The following is a 21,305-nucleotide window of genomic DNA, read 5'->3' as shown; positions in this document are numbered from 1 at the left end:
TTTTTAAGGCAAAAAAAATAACGGAAAACCGGGGTATCTCTCGAGAATTTCCCTCCGTATATCGGTAAGCAAACAAACAACATATCATACCATATCATACATGAAACGCCTATTATTTATTATCGCAGGTATAGGAATCATACTAAATTCCTGTGAGAGCCCTAAAAAAGAGCTCGCTGCAAGTCCTAAGAAAACCTACAACATCTGTGGCGCAAAAAGCTCGGATATTGATTGGTTCAAAACAGAAAGTAAAGCCCCCTTATTGGATGGACTCGATGTGCTGAATTTTCCCATTAGCACGAAAAATGAATTGGTTCAAAAATATTTTAACCAGGGATTGACCCTCGCCTATGGTTTCAATCATGGGGAAGCTGCCCGTTCTTTTTATTACGCGACACAGCTGGATCCGGAATGTGCCATGGCTTATTGGGGATTTTCCTATGTCCTGGGACCGAATTACAATGCAGGCATGGAAAGCGATAATTATGAGCGCGCCTATGCTGCCATTCAAAAAGCTATCGAATTGGCTCCCAATACAAGCCCTAAAGAACAGGCTTTGATACAAGCAATGGGCAATCGCTATACTCCAGAGCCTCCGGAAGATAGAAGTTCCCTGGATATCGCCTATTCGGAAGCCATGAAATCAGTTTTTGATCAGTATCCCGATGATGCGGATATCGCAGCTATGTATGCAGAATCCGTCATGGACCTGCACCCCTGGGACCTATGGGATAAAGAAGGAAATCCCAAATCATGGACACCGGATATATTGGCTGCTATCGAACAGGTTTTTGATATCAATCCAAAGCATCCGGGTGCTCATCACTTTTACATCCATGCTGTAGAAGCTTCAAATAATCCTGATTTGGGAAATGAAAGTGCGGAGATGTTCGATAAAGGTCTGGTACCGGGAGCCGGGCATTTGGTTCATATGCCTTCTCATATCCATATCCGTACGGGTGAATACCATAAAGGAACCCTTTCAAATATTGCAGCAGTGGATGTAGATAGCATCTATCTTTCCAATTGCCATGCACAGGGAGCCTATCCATTGGGTTTATATCCCCACAACTATCATTTCCTCGCAGCTACAGCTACTTTGGAAGGAAATAGCAAATGGGCTTTGGAAGGAGCGATAAAAACAGCGACATATACCCATAAACAGCTCATGAAAGAACCGGGCTGGGGTACGCTCCAGCATTATTATACCATCCCCTACTTTATCTATGTGAAGTTTGGGATGTGGGACGAAATCTTGGAAAGGATTAAACATGATCCGTCCCTCAAATACCCTAATGCGATACGGGCCTATTCCCGTGGGATGGCTTTCCTCGGAAAAAAAGAAATGGATAAGGCAAAATCGGAATTGCAAAAACTAGAGGATTTCGCAGCGGATAAGTCTTTCGAAGAAATGACGATTTGGGACATCAACTCGGTAGCTAATTTGCTGCAGATTGGAAAACGAGTGCTCAAAGCTGAAATTTTAGCATCCGAAGGAGAATTTGAAGAGAGTATGAGTCTTTTATCAGAAGCAATCGAAATAGAAGATGCCCTCAACTATAATGAGCCTCCGGATTGGTTTTTCTCCGTAAGGCATCATTTGGGAGCAGTTCAAATTGAGGCAGGGGATTATGAAGCTGCGCTCCAAACATATGAAGAAGATCTCAAGCGATTGCCTAAAAATGGCTGGGCCTATCACGGGATGAAACTGGCCTATGAGAAATTAAATGAAAATGCCAAAGCAAAGGAGATGGAAGTCCTTCTGGCAGTTGCCTGGTCAGGAGCAGATATAGAATTAAGTTCTTCCAGAATAAAATAATACAATGGGCAGCTGATTTAGGCTGCCCTATTTTCATTCTCCTGAATTCCTGCCTATCTTAATTACGATTTAGGCCTTTAAAAACTACTTATGAATACCTACCTGAAATATTTCAGTTCCCTCTGTATTGTCTTTTTGTTTGTGCTAGCCACCGGGCAGGCGCAAGACAGCTATATGAGTAGCCCCGAAGAAGTGGGCATGTCTGCGGAAAGGCTAGGCCGGATCGGTAGCCATTTCCAATCTTACCTGGACGAAAATAAGTTTGCAGGTATGCAAACCCTCGTAGCCCGAAAAGGCAAGATCATTCATTTTGAATCTATGGGTTTTGCTGATAAGGAGAGTGGGAAGAAAATGGATGAATCCTCCATTTTTCGGATATATTCTATGAGTAAACCGATTACTTCTGTCGCGATCATGATGCTTTATGAAGAAGGAAAACTGCAGCTGGATGATCCGGTTCATAAATACATCCCTTCCTTTAAGAAAATGAAAGCAGTGGTAAAGGATGACAAAAGTGGCGAAACGGAGGCTGTAAAGAAACCTATGAGAATTGTGGATCTGCTTACCCATACTTCCGGTTTAGGATATGGCTGGGGAAAGGGAACCTATGTAGATTCAATGTATCGTGCTACTGGATTCTGGTTTGAACAATCCATGATGGGATTTGCGGATAAGGTGGCAACTATGCCTTTGTACTTTCAACCCGGAACAGGCTGGAGATATGGAATCTCAACAGATATTTTAGGGATCATTGTAGAGGTAGCTTCCGGCCAATCTTTTGATGTTTACCTGAAAGAACATGTCTTTTCCCCTCTGGGAATGGATGATACCTTCTTTGAAGTTCCACAGGAAAAAGTGGATCGTTTTACAACCTGTTACAAACCCAAAATGATGGGTGGTATTGATGTACAGGATCATCCTTCCAAAAGTCGCTTCGCCAAAACAGTTACAATGTTTAGCGGTGGGGGTGGCCTACTCTCAACTTCTGAAGATTATTTCAAATTCTGCCAGATGTTGTTAAATGGGGGAGAATTGAATGGAAAGAGACTTTTAAGTCCTAAAAGTATTGAATTAATGACTCAGGTACATACGGAAGGAATAGAACATGCCGGTGGACCGGTGGTTCATCCAACCGATGCCTTTGGTTTTGGACTGGGATTCTCAGTTACCAAAAACCTGGCTGCCACCAATAATCTGGGTTCTAAGGGAACTTATGGATGGGGAGGTGCAGCCGGAACCTATTTCCGCATCGATCCTAAAGAAGATCTCATCATCATTCAGATGATACAGTTGATGCCTTATGCGCATCTCAATCACCAAAGAGAATTCCATTCGCTGGTTTATCAGGCAATCCTTGAATAGAGAAGAATCTTTTCAAATCGATCATGAAAATTCAGGAACTGACTACCACTTTCGAAGAAAGTAAAGGTCAACTCAAATCATACCTCCTCCGAATGACTGCTTCTGTGCAGGATTCGGAGGATATTCTTCAGGATACTTTTATAAAGGCTTCTGAAAAGATTGATAGTTTTCGGGGAGACTCTTCCATGAAAACCTGGATATTTAGCATAGCTTCTAATTTGGCCCGCGATCTTCTTCGAGCTAAGAAAAGATGGCCGGAAAATGTAGGAGATATCTGCAAAGAAGCTGCCATGTCCAATCGGGAGTTCTTTCAGGAGGCCATGAATATCCGGATGACCTCTCCCCAAGGGCAATTTGAAATCAAGGAGCATATTACCTTCTGTTTTACCTGCATAGGGAAGTCGCTGATGTTGGAACAGCAGATTTGTTTATTGCTAAAGGAAGTTTACAACTTCACGGTGAAAGAGATTGCCCAGATCATGGATAGGACTGATGCCCTTGTCAAATACCATTTACATCAGGCACGTACCAAAATGCTCGAGATTTTTGATCGTCGCTGCTCCCTGATAAATCAGGAAGGCATCTGTCATCAATGTACCGAGCTCAATGGCATCTTTAATCCCAAACAAAATAGCCAGGAGGAACTGGTAAAGATTAAGATGTACAAAGAGGCACAAAAGAAAACAAAAGACGAATTATTCGACCTTCGCATGCAGATCGTACAGGGAATTGACCCCTTTACCTCTGATGCGGCCGAACTGCAACTCCATCATTTAGAGCACAATAGAAAGGTCATGGAAAATTTATTAGAAAAAAGTGATTGAAATCCTATCATTTCTTTTTCCTCAGACGTCAAAGAGGAAAAATTAAACAATGAAGAACTTTCAAGTATTTTTTCTAATCCTGACAATTATGGCAAATCCATCTTTCACACAAGCACAAAACGGGAAAGCAAGTACCCTAAAAAAAACCTTTAGCAGGGAAACTGCGGTGTCTATTGAGATCAAAGCTGATCCGGCCATAGTTTGGTCCCTCCTCACCAATGGTTCTGATATCACACGCTGGAACTCCACCATCACCTTTTTTGAAGGCGATATAGAAGAGGGAAACAAAATCAAGCTCAAGTCTGTGGTCGATGAAAAGAGAACCTTCAAACTCAAGGTGAAAGAAATGATTCCCGAACAGAAAATGCTTTGGTCTGATGGAGCGGCTCCCTTTTTTAAGGGCGTGCGGAAGTATACCCTTAGGAAGACTGCCGACGGATGCATATTTGAAATGCGTGAAAAAATCGGTGGCTTGATGTTCCCCATGGCAGCAGGAAGCATTCCTCCTTTCGACGCCTCCTTCGAACAGTTTGCGGCCGATTTGAAGAAAGAAGCTGAGGAGATAGAGAGGGGGAAATAAAGTGTTTTTGTGCGCAGGTGTTCTGGTATTCTAGTGTTAAATGGAATGCGAGAACACCTGAACACTAGAACACGTTTTATCACCTATAAAACAACAAAGCATACACCTCTCCGGCTTCATACACATCCTTTCCTTGTGGAAGCTGAATGAATGCATCTGCATCGACCAGATTTGCCAGATCGCCAGAGCCATTACCTTCTACTGGATGGGCGAGTACCTTCCCTTCTGGCGTATAAGATAGTTTTACCTGTGCAAAATAGGTGAGATTGGGTTTGAAATGGATGGGAGCAGCTAAGGCTGCCTGGGGGATATCCGCTGCCTGCAATTGCAAAGACTCTCTAAGCCAAGTGAGAAAATATCGATGCATACAGAGGAAAGAAGAAACGGGATTTCCGGGTAACGCAAATACAAAGGTATCCTTGGGCGCTCTTCCAAACCACATTGGTTTCCCTGGTCTTTGCTGAATCTTATGATACAGCTTTTGAACGCCAACGGCTTCCAAAGCTTCGGGCAGATAGTCAAATTTTCCTTTACTCACTCCACCACTTAAGAGAATTACGTCATACTCCTCAATCATACGCTGAAGTTTGTTTTTGATCTCTTCGAAATCATCATCAAAATGATGACTATCTGCTTCTATGCCGTAATTCCTGAGGGTGGACTTGAGTCGATGAATATTGCTCCGCCGAATTTGATGGGGGAGGGGACTTTCCTGAATTTCCACCAGTTCGTCGCCGGTTGAGATGATCAGAGTCTTGGGCAAAGAACTCACCTTGACCTGCACTTTCCCTATCGTTGCTCCAACTCCAATTTCTGCAGAAGATATTTTCTTCCCTTTTTTAACAATGACGGAACCCTGAGCCCTATCTTCTCCTTTATTGTGAACATTCTGACCATGGATCATGCTATCCAATTGAATCCTCACTTGCCCATCACCTTCCGCTAAATCCTCATATCGGATCACAGTATCGCAGCCCGCAGGTAATATGGCTCCTGTCATTACTTCCAGACAGTTGGTTGGATCAGAAAGTCTTTGCTGGGGAGAGCCTGCCGCCGCTACGCCTTCTATGTTGAAATTCCTTTGTCCGGAAGCAAAGCTTGCATGGGCAATGGCTATTCCATCCATGGTTACCCGATTATAGGGAGGGAAATCCCTATCGGCATAAAAATCTTCTCGGAGGATTCTTCCCAAACTATTATCGAGATGAACTTCTTCGGTTCCAAAGTCGAAGGTATTTTCGGAGATTAATCGGAGGGCTTCTTCTACAGCTATCATATTTCGTCTTACTAAGAAATACATCTTGTCATTCGGGAATCTATCAGATGTCCGGGATGGCAGATGGATTCATTATTGTCAATTATCTTCATGAGTCTTATAGCGGGCAAATTTAAAACTTATCTTTCCTAAATTTGTTAGCTGTTCAGCATTTATTCTATTTCCAGCTCAGAGTTATATATGCGGTCCGTTACAGATATTCGAGGAGACTTTCCGATTTTTAGCCAGCATCCCGAGCTGGTGTATCTGGATAGTGCGGCTACCAGCCATAAACCTGAGTCCGTTATTGCCGGGATTACCAACTTCTATCGATCTGAGAATTCTAATATCCATAGAGGCATATATGATTTGGCAGCTCAAACTAGTGCCAAATATGAGGCCGTTAGGCAAAAAGTCGCTTCCCTGATTGGGGCGGATTCGGAAAAAGAAATCGTGTACACAAGTGGCACTACGGATAGCATCAACCTGGTCGCGCATGGATTTTTAGCTCAAAGACTCAATCCCGGTGATGAAGTATTGATCTCCGCTATGGAGCATCATGCCAACCTTATTCCCTGGCAAATGGTCTGCAAATGGAGAGGTGCAAAGCTTCGCATCATTCCCCTAAACGCAAAAGGAGAAATTGATATTAAGACTTTTCAGGGAATGCTAAGCGATCGGGTGAAAATGCTGGCGGTGGTGCATATCTCCAATAGCCTGGGAAGTATCAATCCGGTAGAGGAAATGATAAGCGAAGCGCATAAGTATGATATTCCCGTTCTTCTTGATGGCGCTCAGAGTATTGCCCATGTGCCGGTAGATGTAAAAGCTTTGGATTGTGATTTTCTGGCGTTCTCCGGACATAAGATGTTTGGACCTACGGGTATAGGTGTTTTATATGGCAAAGCGGCTTATCTGGAAGAAATGCAGCCTGTACGCTTTGGAGGGGATATGATTCGTCTGGTGAGTTATGAGGATACGACTTTTGCTCCTGCGCCTCAGAAATTTGAAGCTGGCACTACGAATATTGCCGGTGTAATTGGATTAGGTTATGCAGTAGATTATTTGGCTGCTTTTGATCGAGGGGAAATTCATAAACGAATGAAAGAACTGCGAGCTTATGCCCTGGATAAGCTGAGGGAGGTCCCAGAGATTAGAATTATCGGACAATCAGATCATTGTAGTGGGATAGTCTCTTTTATGTTGGGGAATGTACATCCGCATGATGTAGCTACTTTTTTAGGAGCTGAACAAATAGCTGTGCGGGCAGGCCATCATTGTACGCAGCCTTTGATGGATTTATTGGAAATACCTGCTACGACTCGGGCATCTTTTAGTATATATAGCCAGGAAGAAGAAATAGACCGCCTTGCTGCTGAACTCAAAAATATTCATCGCTTTTTCTCATGAATCCCAGACTCAAAGAATTATACCAAAGTGTCATTCTCAAGCACAGCAAAGAGCCTGTGAACTATGAAAAGAGAGAAGAAGCAGGCCAGCATTTGGATGCCTATAATTCCCTGTGTGGAGATCGTTTTCATTTGTACTTCGATCTAAAGGATGGTAAAATCAAGGATTTGAGTTTTCATGGATACGGATGTGCGATTTCAAAGGCTTCTACTTCTGTCTTAGTGGAATTCCTGGAAGGAAAAAGCCTGGAAGAGGCTCGGGAAATGGCAAGGGAATATTTAGCGAGTTTGACTGAAGAAGGAAAGACGGATGAACTGCCTGAAGAATTTGAAGCCTTCGGAGCTGCCCGTGATTTTCCCGGCCGAATGAAATGCGCGACTTTGGCATGGGAAGAGATGGTGGAATTTGTGGGGAAAGATTAAATGGAAATGTGTTTTAGTGTTGTAGTTGGTATTGATAAAGACTTCTTAACTACAAGACTGCCAAACTAAAACACTTCTTCAACTCCTTTTCAAAAAAGCCTTTATTTCCTCGCGCTCACTATGGAAGAAATCCTCCCGGCTTCCCTGAAATAAAATCTTTCGATCATAAATCATGGCTACATCAGAGGCTATCTGCTCAACGGTATGCATATCATGGGTAATGATGATAGAAGTGCGTTCACTGTCCTCTGAAAGCTTTTGAATCAGCTCGTCTATCACAGCTGCGCTCACGGGATCAAGTCCGGTGGTAGGCTCATCGTATACCAGATATTTGGGTTTGTGTAGGATGGCTCGGGCAATGGCTACCCGCTTTTTCATTCCGCCTGAAAGTTGAGCGGGATATTTTTGGAGAATGTCGCCGCTAAGGTTTACGGCTTCCAGGGCTTCTACGACCAGTCCTTCTATCTGAGAGGGGCTATGTTGGCGTTCTTCAAATAGCTTGATGCCCACATTTCGGAGGACATTCAGGGAATCAAACAAAGCTGCGCCCTGAAAGACTACTCCAAAATTGGATAGGCATTCCTGCCAGTCTTCCGGCTTGAACCCCCAGCTCAATTTGCCATCTATAAAAAGCTCTCCTTCATCCAGTTCCTCCAGACCCAGAATTAGTTTTATGGTTACAGACTTTCCACTGCCACTTCCTCCCAATAGACAAAAGCGACTGCCTTCTCGAATCTCCAGAGAGATGTCTTCCAGGATAGATTGAGTGCCAAAGGCTTTGTATATGTTTTTCAGTTGGATCAAGCCAACGAAGCTAAGAAAAATTGGAGAAAGGCTTGCTGGTATCAAGCGCTAAATCCTCCAAAAAGTTTGTCATCCCGGACATCTAGTAGATTCCGGGAGGACAGACTATTTTTTCTATTTCACCAATCTTGTCTCTGGAAAGGCCGCTAACCATCCAAACCAAAAGGCTCTGTGATAGGGAAGACGATCCAGTTTTTGCCCATCCTCAGCAATAAGCTGACTTTCCTCCAACTTCCATTTTACTCCCTTTTCATCCACCAAAGCAGAACCTCCATCATAAGAAGTAAACAATAGCCCTTTGGGATCATAAACCCGATTTCCCCCACTTCTATCTGTCAAAACCAAGACTTCCTGTTCTCCTATTTTATCTGTATAAATGGGTCGCTTTTTGAGGAATTTCGTCGAAATTGCCAACTGCTCCTCTCCAAATCTAAGGGCCAATACCTCTTGTTTGTTTTTCAGTCTTCGGTCCTTAAAGGGAGTACTGAACATCAATTCATCAGTCGAAAAGTATTGCTGATAGGCAACTCCTTCTCCATAATCTCTTCTATGCCCAGTATTCAAGGAAAGGACTTTTGTTTGGGGATGACGGGATTTCCACTCGCCCCAGCTGGTAGTAACCACACTCATAAATTCCAACTCTATTCCTTTTCCTGCCAGTGGTCCTATCACCGGGGCGCCTTGTAAAGTATTCCAAAGAGATTGAGTGGCCTTGTCATACATGAGTTTATTGGATCGATATAAAAATCCACTGGTTCCCAACTCATGCTTTACACCATCATGCTCTGTATTGTAGAGGATGACTGTTCCGCATAAAGTACAATACACACCAGCAACAGGCACTCCTCCGACTTCATCAACAAACATCTCATGCCAGGCAAGGATGCGTTTGGGATATGCTCGGACATCGCCATTTAGCTCTATCCCAAAAACAATATGATCGTCTTCGAGATAATCGGCTTCTTCTGCTGAGATCATTTCCGGTCCGCGCAAAGGCGGGATTCCGTCCTGTCTGACTCCTCCCCATCTAACTTCATCCAGTCTGATCAAGGCTGTTTTCTGCCGGCCAGCAAAATATTGTTCAAATTTCGGATCTATTCGTTTATACAATAGTGCCTTGAAATCGGCATAAGAGGCCGTGATATGCTGATCTCTGTTCCAAAGGTAATCGTACCATTTATCAAAATCGGCTCCATAGACTTTTCCTGTTTTTTTATTGAGCAAAGCCCATAGTTGAGAGGAAAGTCGATAATCTCTCAATAGATAAATACTTTCTAAAGCCATGATTTCATATCCTGGCTGCCAATTCTCTTCAATCTCTTCTAAAATTACATCCTGGCTACTTCGACTTCTGTCTCCGGATAAAGCCAGAAAAAGATCGCTTCCGTCTAAATGACTTCTACTCATATTTTGTCCCTGTGAAGTACAGGAAGTGCTCTGAATAAAAAAGAGTATGAGTATGAAAAAAAACTTGAAACTATTCCTGTACATGAGTTAATCTTGAAAAATTAATTGATTCACAGCTACCGCTGCTTTTCATACTTCTTTATCAAGAATATAGTTTTTCCTAAATGAGGCTTTGTCAATATTACGACAGGGACGAAGGGAAAAACCCTGGGAGGATTTGGTTTGGTAAATGGGAAGATAAATTCAAGTGCAAGTTCAAGTTCAAGTTCAAGTTCAAGTTCAAGTTCAAGTTCAAGTGCAAGAGTTAGAGCAAAATGGTAACTACAAAACTACAAAACTACAAAACTACAAAACTACAACACTAAAACACCACAACACATACGTACTCTAATTCCTATTCTTCCATCGCTCAAAAGCATTGAGAAAATAGAGATTCAAAAAACCGGAATTCGCCTCAATCAAATCCGCATATCCGTCGCCATTCAGGTCGGCATAAATGATGTCATAGGTATCGTGTTCTCCTTCTTCAAAGACGATTCGCTGGAAGCTTTCTCCTTCACCTGAATTCAAATAATATGCATTAGAATTGCCAGAGTTTGCCAGGGCGATATCTATATCTCCGTCTTTGTCAAAATCTTCACACAGGATGCTAAAGGTCCTTTCTTCCATGCTGTCAAGTTCCAGGCTTTGGGAATAATCCTGATTAGCATCTCCAAAGTAAATGCGATTGGCTTCCCGAATATTTCCACAGAGAATATCTGCTATTCCATCCTGGTTGAAATCAGCAATGGCTACTGAGCGGGTTTCATCTTTACCTGTTCCAAAGGGAATACGCGTATCAAAATTGAGTTTGCGGTTAAGGCAAATGAAATTCTGTTGTTTGTCTCTATTGGCCAGTATGATGTCTTTTTGACCGTCATTATCCAGATCTGCAATGGCAACGTCTATAGTAGAATCATCCTCATTTCCAAAAGGAATACTTTCCCCGAAATTCCCTTTTCCATCATTCAAACAAATCTCATTTACCCGGCCTCTATTGGTAATCAAAATATCCAAATCCCCATCCTGATCCAGGTCATTGAGATTGAGATTGCGACTGGGAGCATAGTCAAATCCAAAATGACCACCTTCTGTGAAATTCCCTTTTCCATCATTGAAAAAGAGTCGATTGGGAGCATCATCATTGGCAACCGCTATATCGAGGTCTCCATCTCCATCCAAATCTCCCAATTCGGCGGCATAGGTCGTGGAGCGATATTTCCCCAGATCATAGGCAACTGTAAAACTTCCATCTCCCGAATTGAGATATACGCGATTCTGCTCCGGCCAATGTCTTCCATTGGCTACCACAATATCAATATCTCCATCAGCATCCAGATCTCCTGCACTTACAGAAGAGGTCCTGTTGGATTCCGTTCCCAGCGAAAAGCGATTGTTGGGATTATAGAAGAAACTATCCTGACCTATGGAAAGGGAAAAGGAGAATAGCAATAGGAAGCTGAAGACTAAGTAGCGCATGGATAGTGGGTTTTTATAAAGGTACAGAATGCATGAGCTAAAAGCTCTCTATGGTGAGCAGAAAAGGAATTTATTTCATTTTCCTCATCCGGCAAATAATGACAAGCGGAATTTCTCTGAAAAATTTCTCCTTCTTACTAGTGAAAACCGGTTCTTCAAATCCATCCAATACAAAACCTGCCTCAAAGGCAATTTGGAAAATCTTCCGAAGGGGACGGTGAAAGTAATATTGCGGAACGGGCTGGTCTATGATGGCCTCTCCGGTAGTTCGGCTGTCCTGGATATATTCTCCTACTTTGACAAAACTTTCTTCATGCAATCGACCCTTTACATCCCTGATTTCTTTCAACTCCACATGGGTACTCAAATTGAAGCAGGGGTGCATGCAGGAAAAAACAAAGGCTCCTCCTGGCTTTAGTAATTCAAAAGTGGCTTCAAACATCGGCTGGATTACCGGGATATCCATGAGGACCATATTGGAAACTGCTCCTTCAAAGGAGGCTTTCCCCAAATCCAGTAAAGCTGCTTTATCCGTAGCATCCAGTACCTGATAGGTAATTTGATCTGTGGGATAGGAACGGGCATTTATGATATTTTGAGGGGAGAAATCAAAGGCGAGAACTTCTGCACCTTTTGCGGCCATTTTTCGGGCGAAAATCCCATTTCCACAACCAATATCCAGCATACGGTCTCCTGCTGAAATATTGAGAAAATTCAGGCTATGGGGCGCAATAAGTTCATTGTGAAATCTATTGCCTTCCAATCCCATTTTTTCATTCCAGAAGTCAGCATTACTGTCCCACATCTGGCGATTTTCATCGTTGAGCTCTGAATTCATATCTTAAGTTTGTTAGAAAGCTAAGGCTTGCTCTCGTTAAGAGGTACTTATTTCTCTAGCTTATTGTAGGTCAGCCACCAGCGTTCGGGAATATCATCCCCTTTGGCAAATTCATAGTCTTCTTTGCTACAGGCGATCAATCGGGAAGGCTTGGCTTTCTTGCCATTGGCTAAATCATAAGGAACCTCCATCCACCATCTCCCACTGTTTCTGTGTTGGAAGAAATTGATTTTATCTATGCTGGCATGCAATTGTACCGCATATTTTCTGAGGTTCTTGCGGTCTTTTCGGGGAAAATCATCCTGGCGATTTCCGTGGCCATCCATAAAATACCAGCACATCATGGCACCGAGAAGAGCTGTTTGATCCAATTGATCTTGTTCGGGTATGAATTGGCTGAGGCTAAAGCTATTTAAATGGTATGCCAGGCCCGCATAACGAGCCATTTGACAAGCTTCCATGGCTGAAAATCCTCCGGGAGAAATCCGATTGGCTCCGGGAGCTTCCGTTCCTTTTACTGCAGAAAAATCAAAACTTAGCATATCCGCAGTTCTCATGTAGGGCTCTGTAGAAGCCAGATTGCCAAAGATACTCCCATATCGGAGGGCTGCGAAGTTGAGAGACTTTAGGGTATCTATCTCCGTTTCGGACACGAAATATCGCTGGAAGCCCAGATTGGAATAGTTGAAGAGGAAATTGGGTTTGTGGAGAAAGATGCGATGGTTGAAAGAAGCTTCATGAAAACCCCTGTCAGCATCTTCAAGGTCAAAGCTGGAATCTATGTGTACGTACTCTACTTCTTTTCCGCTATCCTCATAAGCCAGATACTGCCCATAGGTAATGCTTTGATCTCCCCCTAAAATCAGGACCCGCTTGTCCTGCTCCAGCAAAGTGCGCAAGACATAGGCAAACATCTCATTGTGAGCTTCGATGCTTTCTTTGGGTTTAAGATTTCCGAAATCAGCTATTTTTATTTCAGAATAGGGCAAAGAAAGCTCATAAAGTTTCTCTCTGATCTTATCTGCTGCCTGTGAAAGCTCTTTGCCGGCTTTATTTCCCCGGTCCTCCAGATTACCTAATAAGATGATATCTGCTTCCTCCCAATGGCTCAGATCGCGGATACGGGCTCCCAATTGGCCAACTGTATACTCCTTTTCTTCTCTTAGTAAATCCGCTGCTTGAAAAAATACCGACAAATCCATGATGCAATTAAATATTTTTTCTCAATTTTGAAGGAATGTGAAAAAAGCAAATTTGAGCTACTTACAAATTTTATGATACTCATCACGGGAGGAACTGGCTTTTTGGGCAAGCATATTGTGCGAGAGCTATTGAATGAAGGGCATGAGCTTCGGCTACTGGTCCGCAATGCTGCTTCACGAAAATTGCCGGACTGGGCACCTATGGTGGAGGTCGTCGATGGAGATATACTGGATGTGCTTTCGCTGGAGAAAGCAATGGAAGGAATCGACCAGGTAGTTCATGCTGCAGCCTATGTGAGTTTTTGGCGAAGGGAGAAATACAAGATTCTCAAAATCAATGTTCAAGGCACCTCAAATGTTGTGGATGCCTGTCTGGATGCCGGAGTGCGGCAATTGGTGCATGTTAGCTCTATTGCTGCCATTGGTATTACGGAGAATGGTAGCCCGATTACGGAAAATACTCCCTGGTCAGCAGGTGTGAGAAATTCCTGGTATTCAAAGTCCAAATACAAAGCCGAATTGGAAATACTCAGAGGAATAGCTGAAGGCCTTCAGGCAGTCATGGTAAATCCTTCGGTAATTCTGGGGCCTGATGATCAATGGGAAAATGGCACTCCCAAGATGTTTAGCATTGTAGATAAAGGTTTAAGATTCTATAATCCCGGAGCTAATGGATTTGTAGCGGCTCAGGATGTGGCCAAAGCCATTTCCCTATTGTTGAATACTGAAGAAGAAAATGGAAGTCGCTACCTGCTTTCTGCCGAAAATCTCAGTTTCAAACAAATCTTTGGCTGGATTGCTGAAGATTTAGGGAAAAAGCCTCCCTCCATGCGCCTGCCTGAATATCCGACCCTATGGGTAGGGAGATTATCCGAATTGCTTTCAAGAATTACAGGAAAACCTCCAATTATTTCTCTGGAAAGTATGCGAAGCGCTATGTTGTCTCGCTCTTATGATGGATCGAAAGTTCAGGGACTGGGGCTGGAGTATAGTTCGATAAGGAAATTGTTGAAAGAAACGGCCGAGGCCTATGGGGCTTCTTGAACCCTTTCGCACAGTCCCCGTTTCCCTTTTTACATTAAAAATGCTAAACAACCCGCAATCATGAACATCTTTTAGCATGAGCGCGAATTTCCATTAATCAAGTATAAAGGACTTTATTCATTTCAATCCCAAGCTGTGCTTTCATCTGCAGCGAACTCATTGAGTGCATCAAATCCATAATACTCTCTTGCTGCTACTCTGGCTTCTGGAATGCTACTCCTTTTTCCATCTACAATACCAGCAATAAATGCATCTTTTATTCCCATGCGATGAATGTCTTTGAGGAAGGCCTCTGCATCTTCATAGTGGCTAAATTGGCCCAGGACATATTTGTTGTAATCAAAGCCCTTTTTTTCGTGAAAACGAATAAGCTCGTCTGAGTAGGCGTGGAGGTTAAACTCTTTGAATGCAGCTATCTGAACTTCAAATCCAATTTGAAGTTCTTCTCCGTTCAACTCGCGTAAACGAGCATTTTCTGTACGTATAAATTGAATTTCTTTGCTTAGCGCTGAAATCTCTTCCCTAAGTCTATTATTCTCTGAAATAGCACTATCCCCGCAACTTAAAAAGAGCAGAGAGAAAAGAATGAAAAGATAGGGTTTGTTTACATGTGGGCAGACCGCTAATGCTTTCATGCGCTTGTTAAGGACGATTGACAATCCTAAATTAAGCAGTCCAATTCCATTCTCCGTGATCACATTCGCGAATGGTAAGATTTTGAGGCACAACTGATACTATTCCTCGCAATCCTGTAACTTTAGTTTCCAGGATAAGTAAAACTGATAAAGGCATTCTGAATGGACGAGCCCGTACTGAAACAATATATCCTGATAATCAATCAGGTATTTGACCTTGAAAAGAAAATAAACGCACAGCCAGAAGGCCCTAATCTCGAACGCAATTTCAGGCGCATCAGAGCTGCCTGGGAATCTTTGGGTTTGAGCTATTACGATCCTACGGGAGAGGCATATGATGAAACAAGAACGGATTGTGAGGCCAGTATTAGTGGAGATTCGGAGGAAAATCTATTTATACAGGAAACCCTTAAGCCCATCATTCGCCTTGAAGAAGACGGATTTATAAAGATTATCCAACGTGCGATTGTCATAGTCGCTCAGAAGGATGCCCAAAAATAAGTTTACACGACACAGATTTCTATATATACATGATCCCATTTGGCATAGACCTCGGAACAACCAATTCTGCTCTTGCTTTTTTCCACAAAGGAGAAGTAAAGATTTGCAAGCATCCCATTAGCCTAAGAGATACCCTTCCTTCAGTCATTGCTTTCCGAAAAGGGAAGATCATTGTAGGGGATAAAGCAAGAGAATATATCCTTCAATCTCCGAACTCGGTCATCAGTAGTTTCAAACGAAAGATGGGAACTACCGAAAGCTGGAAAGCAGATGATTGGGAGGAAAGCCTGAATCCGATCCAACTTTCTGCATTTGTACTTCAGGAGTTAAAAACTTTTGTTCAGAATGGAGCAAAATTGGATGCAGCTGTTATTACGATTCCTGCTTCTTTTGATACCATTCAATCCAATGCAACCAAGGAAGCAGGCTTTCGGGCAGGCTTTTCTGAGGTAAGGTTATTACAGGAACCTATTGCAGCAAGTTTGGCTTATGCAAATCAGGATCATGCGGGAGATTTTGAAGAAGGGCAATGGTTGGTCTATGACCTTGGCGGAGGTACCTTTGATGTAGCTCTGGTCAAGATTCAGGATGGAGAAATGAGGATTATTGACCATGAAGGAGATAATTTCCTCGGAGGAGATGATTTCAACCAGGCCATCGTCGAGAAACTCGTCGTTCCAGAAATGGAGAAGAAAGGCAAATTCAAAAGCCTGAAAAAGGAAATGAAAAGTGCAAGTGGTAAATACAATGCGCTTTATCTGAAACTTCTTCGCCTGGCTGAAGATGCCAAGCATGAACTCTCTACTGATACAAGTAGTGAAATAGAATTTAGTTTTGAGGATAATAAGGGAAAAGAAATTCAACTTTCAGTCGAAATAAAGAGAGAAGCATTTGAGGAACTGATCGAAAAGAAGATCAAGCAAACCCTGACCCTCACTCGGCGCATCTTAAAAAGAAATCAACTCAAACCTGCAGACCTCAAGTTTGTCTTGATGGTAGGAGGATCTACCTATATCCCCTATGTCAGAGAACAGGTAGCGAAAAAGCTTAAAGTAGAAGTGAATACGCAGGCGGATCCAACTACAGTGGTAGCTGTGGGAGCGGCCTTTTATGGAGCCAGCTTAAATATTTCTGCCAAAAAGAAAGAGGAAGATCAGCCTGAAGATATTCAGCTCAAGGTAAAAATGGCTTACGAAAAAGCCAGTAAGGAAAAGGAGGAGTATTTTATTGCACGCTTTGAAGGAGAAACAGAAGGACTATTTTACCGCATCCAGAGACTGGATGGTGGATTTGATACAGGACTGGTGAAGCTTGATTCTCAGATCCAATTGGATTTGCCTTTGGTAGAAGGTGCTTATAATGAATTTAGCCTGCAGGTTTTTGATGCCCAGAATAATGCTATTGTGACTGATGCAGAAGCGATTGGGATCAGCCAGGGGAAATATGCTGTAGTTGGGCAACCGCTTCCCAATGATATCTGTATCGAGATTGATGATGTAGAGAATAATACCACCATACTCGAAGTCATTTTTGAAAAAAATACCATTCTACCTGCAAAGAAAACCATTGTCAAGCAAATCAGTCGAACCATTGCCAAAGGTTCTTCCCAACGCCTGACCATCAATATTCTCGAAGGCCCATCTTCAGCCCTTCCAGCAACTACCCAGCCGATCGGTTTTATCTCTATTACCGGAGAAGACCTGAATCGTGATTTGGTTAGGGGCTCTGATGTGGAAATAAGTCTGGAAATTTCAGAATCTCGCGACCTGAGCATCAATACCTACCTCATGATGACAGATCAGGAATATGAGGATCAATTCAATCCAACGGAAAGAAGGGTGAATTTGCCTCGTCTGGTTGAAGAACTCTATGCGCTGGCAGAAAAAATCCGTTCTGAAATTGCAGAAGCAGAAGCACAAAGTAATTTCGAAACGGCTCAGGAATTGGTAGATATGGAGTTTGAGCTCCTGGAGTTGGCTGATAATGCCCGGGAAATGAGTGAAGACGATATCACCGACAATAAATACCAGATCGAGGACCAGAAACGAAAACTCGCTCAAAAGGTCGATGAATTGACCCGGGAAAAGCAGGTTATTCGCATTAAAAATGAATACTTTGAATCCAAGCGATTCATGGAATTTATTTTCATGGCTTATCCCCCCAAAGAGGAGGATCAGGATACTTACCAGAAAATAATTTCCGAGGAAAAGTCCGTTCTGGCAACCAATAGTTCCGTCAAAATCCGTGAACTCATCTCAAAAGTGCGCAAGCACAACTGGAAAGTACGCTGGAAACATCCCCGTTTCATTCGTGAATTTTTCAAAGACTTGGCCGCAGGGAGTTATGGAGGCTTTACCCATCCTCATCAGGCCAATGAACTGATACGTGAAGGAAATCACGCCATGCAAAATAATCATGACGAGAAATTGAGAAGTTGTATCAATCGACTGTGTGAGCTCCTGCCAGCAGATCAGAAAAAGCAGGTGAAATTTGGAGGCACGGGATTGAATTAGGAAGAGAAGAAATATAAAAACTACGATTAGGGCAAATATCTGGTCGTTTGGAGGATAGGTAAATTGTGATTCTCCTTCATTTTTATATATTGCTTGTGAATCATCGAGCTGAAGATATAAGGCTACGCTCCTTTTTTTGATGATTAAAGTGTATTGATACTTGTGGATATGTTAATGAAAGTAATCCTGGAGACTACTTTCAACTAAACATTATCCTACAAATATGGAAGATCGTAAACCGAAGATCAGCCTGCTCATTTACACTTACAACCGCGCTCACCTCATAGAGGAATCCATCCATAGTGTATTGAATCAAACCTACCGGGACTTTGAATTGGTTCTGGTCAATAATGGGAGTACGGATCATACCCGAGACGTTCTGGATAAATATGCCTTGCACGAAAAAGTCAGGGTAATCCATGTCGAGCAAAATCTGGGAAGCGCCGGAGGGATGAACTTTGCCTTTGATAATATTGGAGGAGAATGGTTTGCTCAAATGGGAGATGATGACCTTCTGCTGCCCAATTGCTTCGAACGCATGATGCGAGTCCTAACGGAAATAGACCCTACCGTAACCGCAATTACCTGCAATGCTATGTCGAGTATAGACCGATCCTTCACTGGGACCGGATTTGATCATGACCAATACATGCCTTTGGAGAAGATCATTTTGCAGGGTAATGGAGATTTTTTTGCGATCACTCAAACAAAACTTCTTGGAGATAAACGCCTCAATCCCGACTTGCCGGGAGATGCGAATGTACTTTGGTATCAGATTGACGCTATTGCAAACAGGTATTATATCCATGAAGCCCTGATGATTTATAATGATGCAATCGGAGAAAATGAGTCAACCGTTCATAGCTCCATAAATGCAGGAATTCGGATAAAAAGATATCAGGAATTGCTCAAAGAGGATTTCTATTGGAGAGTTATGAAAAAATATAACCTCAAACAGTTTCATGCTCGCTGTTTGAGAGGGATGTATTTTATGCGAGCTGCAAAGAATATGGCAGATATGAATCTCTACAAAGAGATGCTCAATAGCTCTGAACCGGGATTCAAATCTCGTCTACTGGCCAAATGTATCCTGGCAATACCCGCCTCCCTACTTTCGAAATTGTATGAGCTTTCGGGTAAAAGTTTTCTTTCTGAAGGATTGTTCCGGGTATTTTTCAAAAAGCATTCTCTGATCGGACAACGTATTTAAGTCCGCTTGTTCAATAGCCTGGTAAACAGGAATCAATATGAAAGAAACTACAACTGTCGCAATAGTCGGAGCAGGGATAGCCGGTATCACAGCTGCATATTTCGAGGCAAGAAAAGGACATAAGGTATATCTTATCGAACTAAGTCCCAGAGCTGGTGGATTACTGAAAAGTGATTCACATGAATTTGGAACCTTTGATTATGGGACTCATGTAGCAGGGGATTGTGGACTTGCAGAACTGGATGAATTCCTTTTTGGAGGAATGACAGAGGAGGACTACCTCTTTTTCAATCCGGGAGACTCGGGCAATTATTATGGAGGCATTTTGAGTGAAATCAGTCCTTTCGTCAATACCGCTGTACTCCCCGAACATAAATCTATCCGAGCTTCTCTGGAGCTGTTGAAAGCAAAAGGAAGTCATGAAGCGGAAAATCTTGAGGAATTGATGATCGCTCGTTTTGGGAAGCTCTTTTACAGAGAGGTTATGAAAGAGGTAGTTTCGAAATTTATGGGGAAGGATCCTGTTGAACTGACCAAAGATGCCATTTATTTTTTCGATATGAACCGGGTTCTGGCCTTTGATGCAGAGACTACCGATAGACTGAAAAAAATTGATAATTATGATGAGGCCCTTGGCTATCATTATCCAGCTCCTGGAGCGAGGAAAATTTATCCACGTAAAGGAGGAATAGGAAGCTGGATAGATTTTCTTATGGAAAAATTGGAAAAGGAAGGAGTAAGCTATTTAGCAGGAACTAAAATTACTTCTGTGCTTGAAAAAGGAGGAAAAGTTGAAGAGTTGGCTTTGGGGGATAAAGTCATGGCGATTGATGAATTGATATGGTCTGTTCCGCCGGCCTTTCTTTCTCGCCTGCTAGATCCTTCATCCAACTTCCCGAGACCTCGATTTAGAAAAACAGGACTCTATGACTTTGCTTTCGATCAGCCATTAGATACAAAATGCTTTTATATCAATGTTTACGATCCTGCTCTGCATTCCGCCCGGCTAAGCATTTACCAGAATCTGGCCCAGGATGGTCCTTATTATGGATGTACCACCGAAGTACTGGCAGATGATATATTTGATTTTGAAGCGAAAGTGGATGATATCCTGGGAGAATTAAAGACCATAGGTTTGCTTTCTGATGAGCACAATTGTGTCTACAAAGGCTATCGATCCATCCGCGCAGGCTTTCCTGTTCCTGAAATCCAATTTCTGGAGCAGAGCGAAGCAATGGCAAATGCATTGGACGAAAAACTGAAAAATGTACGCTTTATTGGTCGGGGGAATGGCCGATTTTTTATGAAAGACATTCTGAAACATACCTATCAGAGTTGTGCCAAAGAGCTAATTGTACTGGCTTAAACTGATTTAATAAGTCAGGGAAAAACCTGGCTAAAGCTTTTCTTTTATCCAATAAAGCTTAGCTTTGGATAAAACGAAAAAGCTATCATACTATGTCTACTGCGCGTACTTTCATACAAGAAGAAATCCCCAAAGCACTGGATCGCATAGATGAAAATAGTGAAGCCAGATTTGGGATTATGACTCCTCAACACATGGTCGAACATTTAGGCGCTCTTTTCTATTTGGGTAGAAAGGAAATCGGTCTCCCATGTGTTACACCCGAAGATAAATTGCCGGAAGTGAGGGCCTTCCTAAATACAGATGAAGCTTTCTGGAAAAATTTCAAAGCAGTTGGAGTGCCCAAAGAAGGATTGATGGATTTGCGCTTCCCCAATTTGGATGAAGCAAAAAGCAAACTCCTTTCAGCTATGGGTGCTTTCTATAAATTTCATGAAGAAAATCCCGGTACAGAGATTTTGCACCCGGTTTTTGGAAAGATTGGCTTTGAGGCCTGGGAAAGATTCCATTACAAGCATTGTATTCATCATTTGCAACAATTTGGAGGTCTGACAGAAGATTATCCAATTGAAGCCCATACAAATATCTAATCCGA

19 protein-coding genes are annotated in these 21,305 nt (G+C 42.6%); 12 read left to right on the top strand and 7 right to left on the bottom strand.

The genetic code is table 11. From position 1 onward, the window contains the following. Positions 1-100 precede the first annotated feature (100 nt). From R8P61_15680 to R8P61_15665, 4 genes are all read left to right on the top strand, one after another. On the top strand, positions 101-1,819 hold the full coding sequence (locus tag R8P61_15680) for a hypothetical protein (protein MDW3648506.1): 1,719 nt from the start codon (positions 101-103) through the stop codon (positions 1,817-1,819). Positions 1,820-1,909: 90 nt separating this feature from the next. Continuing rightward, entirely contained in the window at positions 1,910-3,181 is a 1,272-nt protein-coding gene (locus R8P61_15675) for a serine hydrolase domain-containing protein (GenBank protein ID MDW3648505.1), read from the top strand. 23 nt (positions 3,182-3,204) lie between these two features. Then, the gene (locus R8P61_15670) at positions 3,205-4,005 is read left to right on the top strand and encodes an RNA polymerase sigma factor (protein ID MDW3648504.1); all 801 of its coding nucleotides are present in this window, start codon (positions 3,205-3,207) and stop codon (positions 4,003-4,005) included. Positions 4,006-4,054: 49 nt separating this feature from the next. Next, a complete protein-coding gene (locus tag R8P61_15665; protein MDW3648503.1) occupies positions 4,055-4,585 on the top strand; it encodes an SRPBCC domain-containing protein in 531 nt (176 codons plus the stop codon). A 79-nt stretch (positions 4,586-4,664) separates the two neighbouring features. On the opposite strand, the gene R8P61_15660 is transcribed toward R8P61_15665, so the two are convergent. Then, a complete protein-coding gene (locus tag R8P61_15660) occupies positions 4,665-5,861 on the bottom strand; it encodes a molybdopterin molybdotransferase MoeA (protein MDW3648502.1) in 1,197 nt (398 codons plus the stop codon). Positions 5,862-6,041: 180 nt separating this feature from the next. Here R8P61_15660 and R8P61_15655 point away from each other — a divergent pair, with 180 nt between their 5' ends. Together R8P61_15655 and R8P61_15650 are read left to right on the top strand one after the other, a co-directional pair. After that, entirely contained in the window at positions 6,042-7,250 is a 1,209-nt protein-coding gene (locus tag R8P61_15655; protein ID MDW3648501.1) for a SufS family cysteine desulfurase, read from the top strand. Beyond that, positions 7,247-7,672: an SUF system NifU family Fe-S cluster assembly protein gene (locus tag R8P61_15650; protein ID MDW3648500.1), complete on the top strand. Its 426-nt coding sequence runs from the start codon at positions 7,247-7,249 to the stop codon at positions 7,670-7,672. Before R8P61_15655 ends, R8P61_15650 begins: the two co-directional genes overlap by 4 nt. Before the next feature lie 78 nt (positions 7,673-7,750). Here R8P61_15650 and R8P61_15645 read toward each other — a convergent pair whose 3' ends face one another. The 5 genes from R8P61_15645 to R8P61_15625 form a co-directional block, all read right to left on the bottom strand. Further along, positions 7,751-8,476, bottom strand: a complete 726-nt coding sequence (locus R8P61_15645; protein MDW3648499.1) for an ATP-binding cassette domain-containing protein — start codon at positions 8,474-8,476, stop codon at positions 7,751-7,753. Between the two features lie 114 nt (positions 8,477-8,590). Continuing rightward, on the bottom strand, positions 8,591-9,883 hold the full coding sequence (locus R8P61_15640) for a DUF3179 domain-containing protein (protein MDW3648498.1): 1,293 nt from the start codon (positions 9,881-9,883) through the stop codon (positions 8,591-8,593). Between the two features lie 387 nt (positions 9,884-10,270). Continuing rightward, positions 10,271-11,401, bottom strand: a complete 1,131-nt coding sequence (locus R8P61_15635; GenBank protein ID MDW3648497.1) for an FG-GAP-like repeat-containing protein — start codon at positions 11,399-11,401, stop codon at positions 10,271-10,273. Positions 11,402-11,471: 70 nt separating this feature from the next. Next, entirely contained in the window at positions 11,472-12,239 is a 768-nt protein-coding gene (locus R8P61_15630) for a class I SAM-dependent methyltransferase (GenBank protein MDW3648496.1), read from the bottom strand. A 47-nt stretch (positions 12,240-12,286) separates the two neighbouring features. Continuing rightward, positions 12,287-13,441 carry an arginase family protein gene (locus R8P61_15625; protein ID MDW3648495.1) on the bottom strand — a complete coding sequence of 385 codons (1,155 nt, stop codon included), beginning with the start codon at positions 13,439-13,441 and terminating at the stop codon, positions 12,287-12,289. Positions 13,442-13,513: 72 nt separating this feature from the next. On the opposite strand from R8P61_15625, the gene R8P61_15620 reads away from it, so the two are divergent. Then, complete coding sequence (locus R8P61_15620) at positions 13,514-14,485, top strand: NAD-dependent epimerase/dehydratase family protein (protein MDW3648494.1); 972 nt, start codon at positions 13,514-13,516, stop codon at positions 14,483-14,485. A 122-nt stretch (positions 14,486-14,607) separates the two neighbouring features. Here R8P61_15620 and R8P61_15615 read toward each other — a convergent pair whose 3' ends face one another. Beyond that, on the bottom strand, positions 14,608-15,120 hold the full coding sequence (locus R8P61_15615) for a hypothetical protein (GenBank protein MDW3648493.1): 513 nt from the start codon (positions 15,118-15,120) through the stop codon (positions 14,608-14,610). Positions 15,121-15,282: 162 nt separating this feature from the next. Between R8P61_15615 and R8P61_15610 the strand changes: the two genes are divergently transcribed. From R8P61_15610 to R8P61_15590, 5 genes are all read left to right on the top strand, one after another. Then, positions 15,283-15,621 carry a hypothetical protein gene (locus R8P61_15610; GenBank protein ID MDW3648492.1) on the top strand — a complete coding sequence of 113 codons (339 nt, stop codon included), beginning with the start codon at positions 15,283-15,285 and terminating at the stop codon, positions 15,619-15,621. Positions 15,622-15,650: 29 nt separating this feature from the next. After that, positions 15,651-18,134, top strand: coding sequence for an Hsp70 family protein (locus tag R8P61_15605; GenBank protein ID MDW3648491.1), 2,484 nt, complete (start codon positions 15,651-15,653; stop codon positions 18,132-18,134). A gap of 223 nt (positions 18,135-18,357) precedes the next feature. Then, complete coding sequence (locus R8P61_15600) at positions 18,358-19,344, top strand: glycosyltransferase family 2 protein (protein ID MDW3648490.1); 987 nt, start codon at positions 18,358-18,360, stop codon at positions 19,342-19,344. A gap of 37 nt (positions 19,345-19,381) precedes the next feature. Further along, positions 19,382-20,710 carry an FAD-dependent oxidoreductase gene (locus tag R8P61_15595; GenBank protein ID MDW3648489.1) on the top strand — a complete coding sequence of 443 codons (1,329 nt, stop codon included), beginning with the start codon at positions 19,382-19,384 and terminating at the stop codon, positions 20,708-20,710. Positions 20,711-20,802: 92 nt separating this feature from the next. Continuing rightward, entirely contained in the window at positions 20,803-21,300 is a 498-nt protein-coding gene (locus R8P61_15590) for a hypothetical protein (GenBank protein ID MDW3648488.1), read from the top strand. Positions 21,301-21,305 lie beyond the last annotated feature (5 nt).

The sequence above is a fragment of the Bacteroidia bacterium genome (genome assembly GCA_033391075.1).
Classification (GTDB): domain Bacteria; phylum Bacteroidota; class Bacteroidia; order J057; family J057; genus JAWPMV01.
Note: the sequence above shows the minus strand (reverse complement) of the source record. Positions and strands in the feature narration are given on the sequence as shown.

Bases quoted from the DNA above. Each gene is read 5' to 3' on its own strand.
- R8P61_15590 (MDW3648488.1), top strand. From the start codon at position 20,803: ATGTCTACTGCGCGTACTTTCATACAAGAAGAAATCCCCAAAGCACTG.
- R8P61_15635 (MDW3648497.1), bottom strand. From the start codon at position 11,401: ATGCGCTACTTAGTCTTCAGCTTCCTATTGCTATTCTCCTTTTCCCTT.
- R8P61_15600 (MDW3648490.1), top strand. From the start codon at position 18,358: ATGGAAGATCGTAAACCGAAGATCAGCCTGCTCATTTACACTTACAAC.
- R8P61_15595 (MDW3648489.1), top strand. From the start codon at position 19,382: ATGAAAGAAACTACAACTGTCGCAATAGTCGGAGCAGGGATAGCCGGT.
- R8P61_15630 (MDW3648496.1), bottom strand. From the start codon at position 12,239: ATGAATTCAGAGCTCAACGATGAAAATCGCCAGATGTGGGACAGTAAT.
- R8P61_15620 (MDW3648494.1), top strand. From the start codon at position 13,514: ATGATACTCATCACGGGAGGAACTGGCTTTTTGGGCAAGCATATTGTG.
- R8P61_15665 (MDW3648503.1), top strand. From the start codon at position 4,055: ATGAAGAACTTTCAAGTATTTTTTCTAATCCTGACAATTATGGCAAAT.
- R8P61_15610 (MDW3648492.1), top strand. From the start codon at position 15,283: ATGGACGAGCCCGTACTGAAACAATATATCCTGATAATCAATCAGGTA.
- R8P61_15615 (MDW3648493.1), bottom strand. From the start codon at position 15,120: ATGAAAGCATTAGCGGTCTGCCCACATGTAAACAAACCCTATCTTTTC.
- R8P61_15670 (MDW3648504.1), top strand. From the start codon at position 3,205: ATGAAAATTCAGGAACTGACTACCACTTTCGAAGAAAGTAAAGGTCAA.
- R8P61_15640 (MDW3648498.1), bottom strand. From the start codon at position 9,883: ATGAGTAGAAGTCATTTAGACGGAAGCGATCTTTTTCTGGCTTTATCC.
- R8P61_15655 (MDW3648501.1), top strand. From the start codon at position 6,042: ATGCGGTCCGTTACAGATATTCGAGGAGACTTTCCGATTTTTAGCCAG.
- R8P61_15650 (MDW3648500.1), top strand. From the start codon at position 7,247: ATGAATCCCAGACTCAAAGAATTATACCAAAGTGTCATTCTCAAGCAC.
- R8P61_15625 (MDW3648495.1), bottom strand. From the start codon at position 13,441: ATGGATTTGTCGGTATTTTTTCAAGCAGCGGATTTACTAAGAGAAGAA.
- R8P61_15680 (MDW3648506.1), top strand. From the start codon at position 101: ATGAAACGCCTATTATTTATTATCGCAGGTATAGGAATCATACTAAAT.
- R8P61_15660 (MDW3648502.1), bottom strand. From the start codon at position 5,861: ATGATAGCTGTAGAAGAAGCCCTCCGATTAATCTCCGAAAATACCTTC.
- R8P61_15605 (MDW3648491.1), top strand. From the start codon at position 15,651: ATGATCCCATTTGGCATAGACCTCGGAACAACCAATTCTGCTCTTGCT.
- R8P61_15675 (MDW3648505.1), top strand. From the start codon at position 1,910: ATGAATACCTACCTGAAATATTTCAGTTCCCTCTGTATTGTCTTTTTG.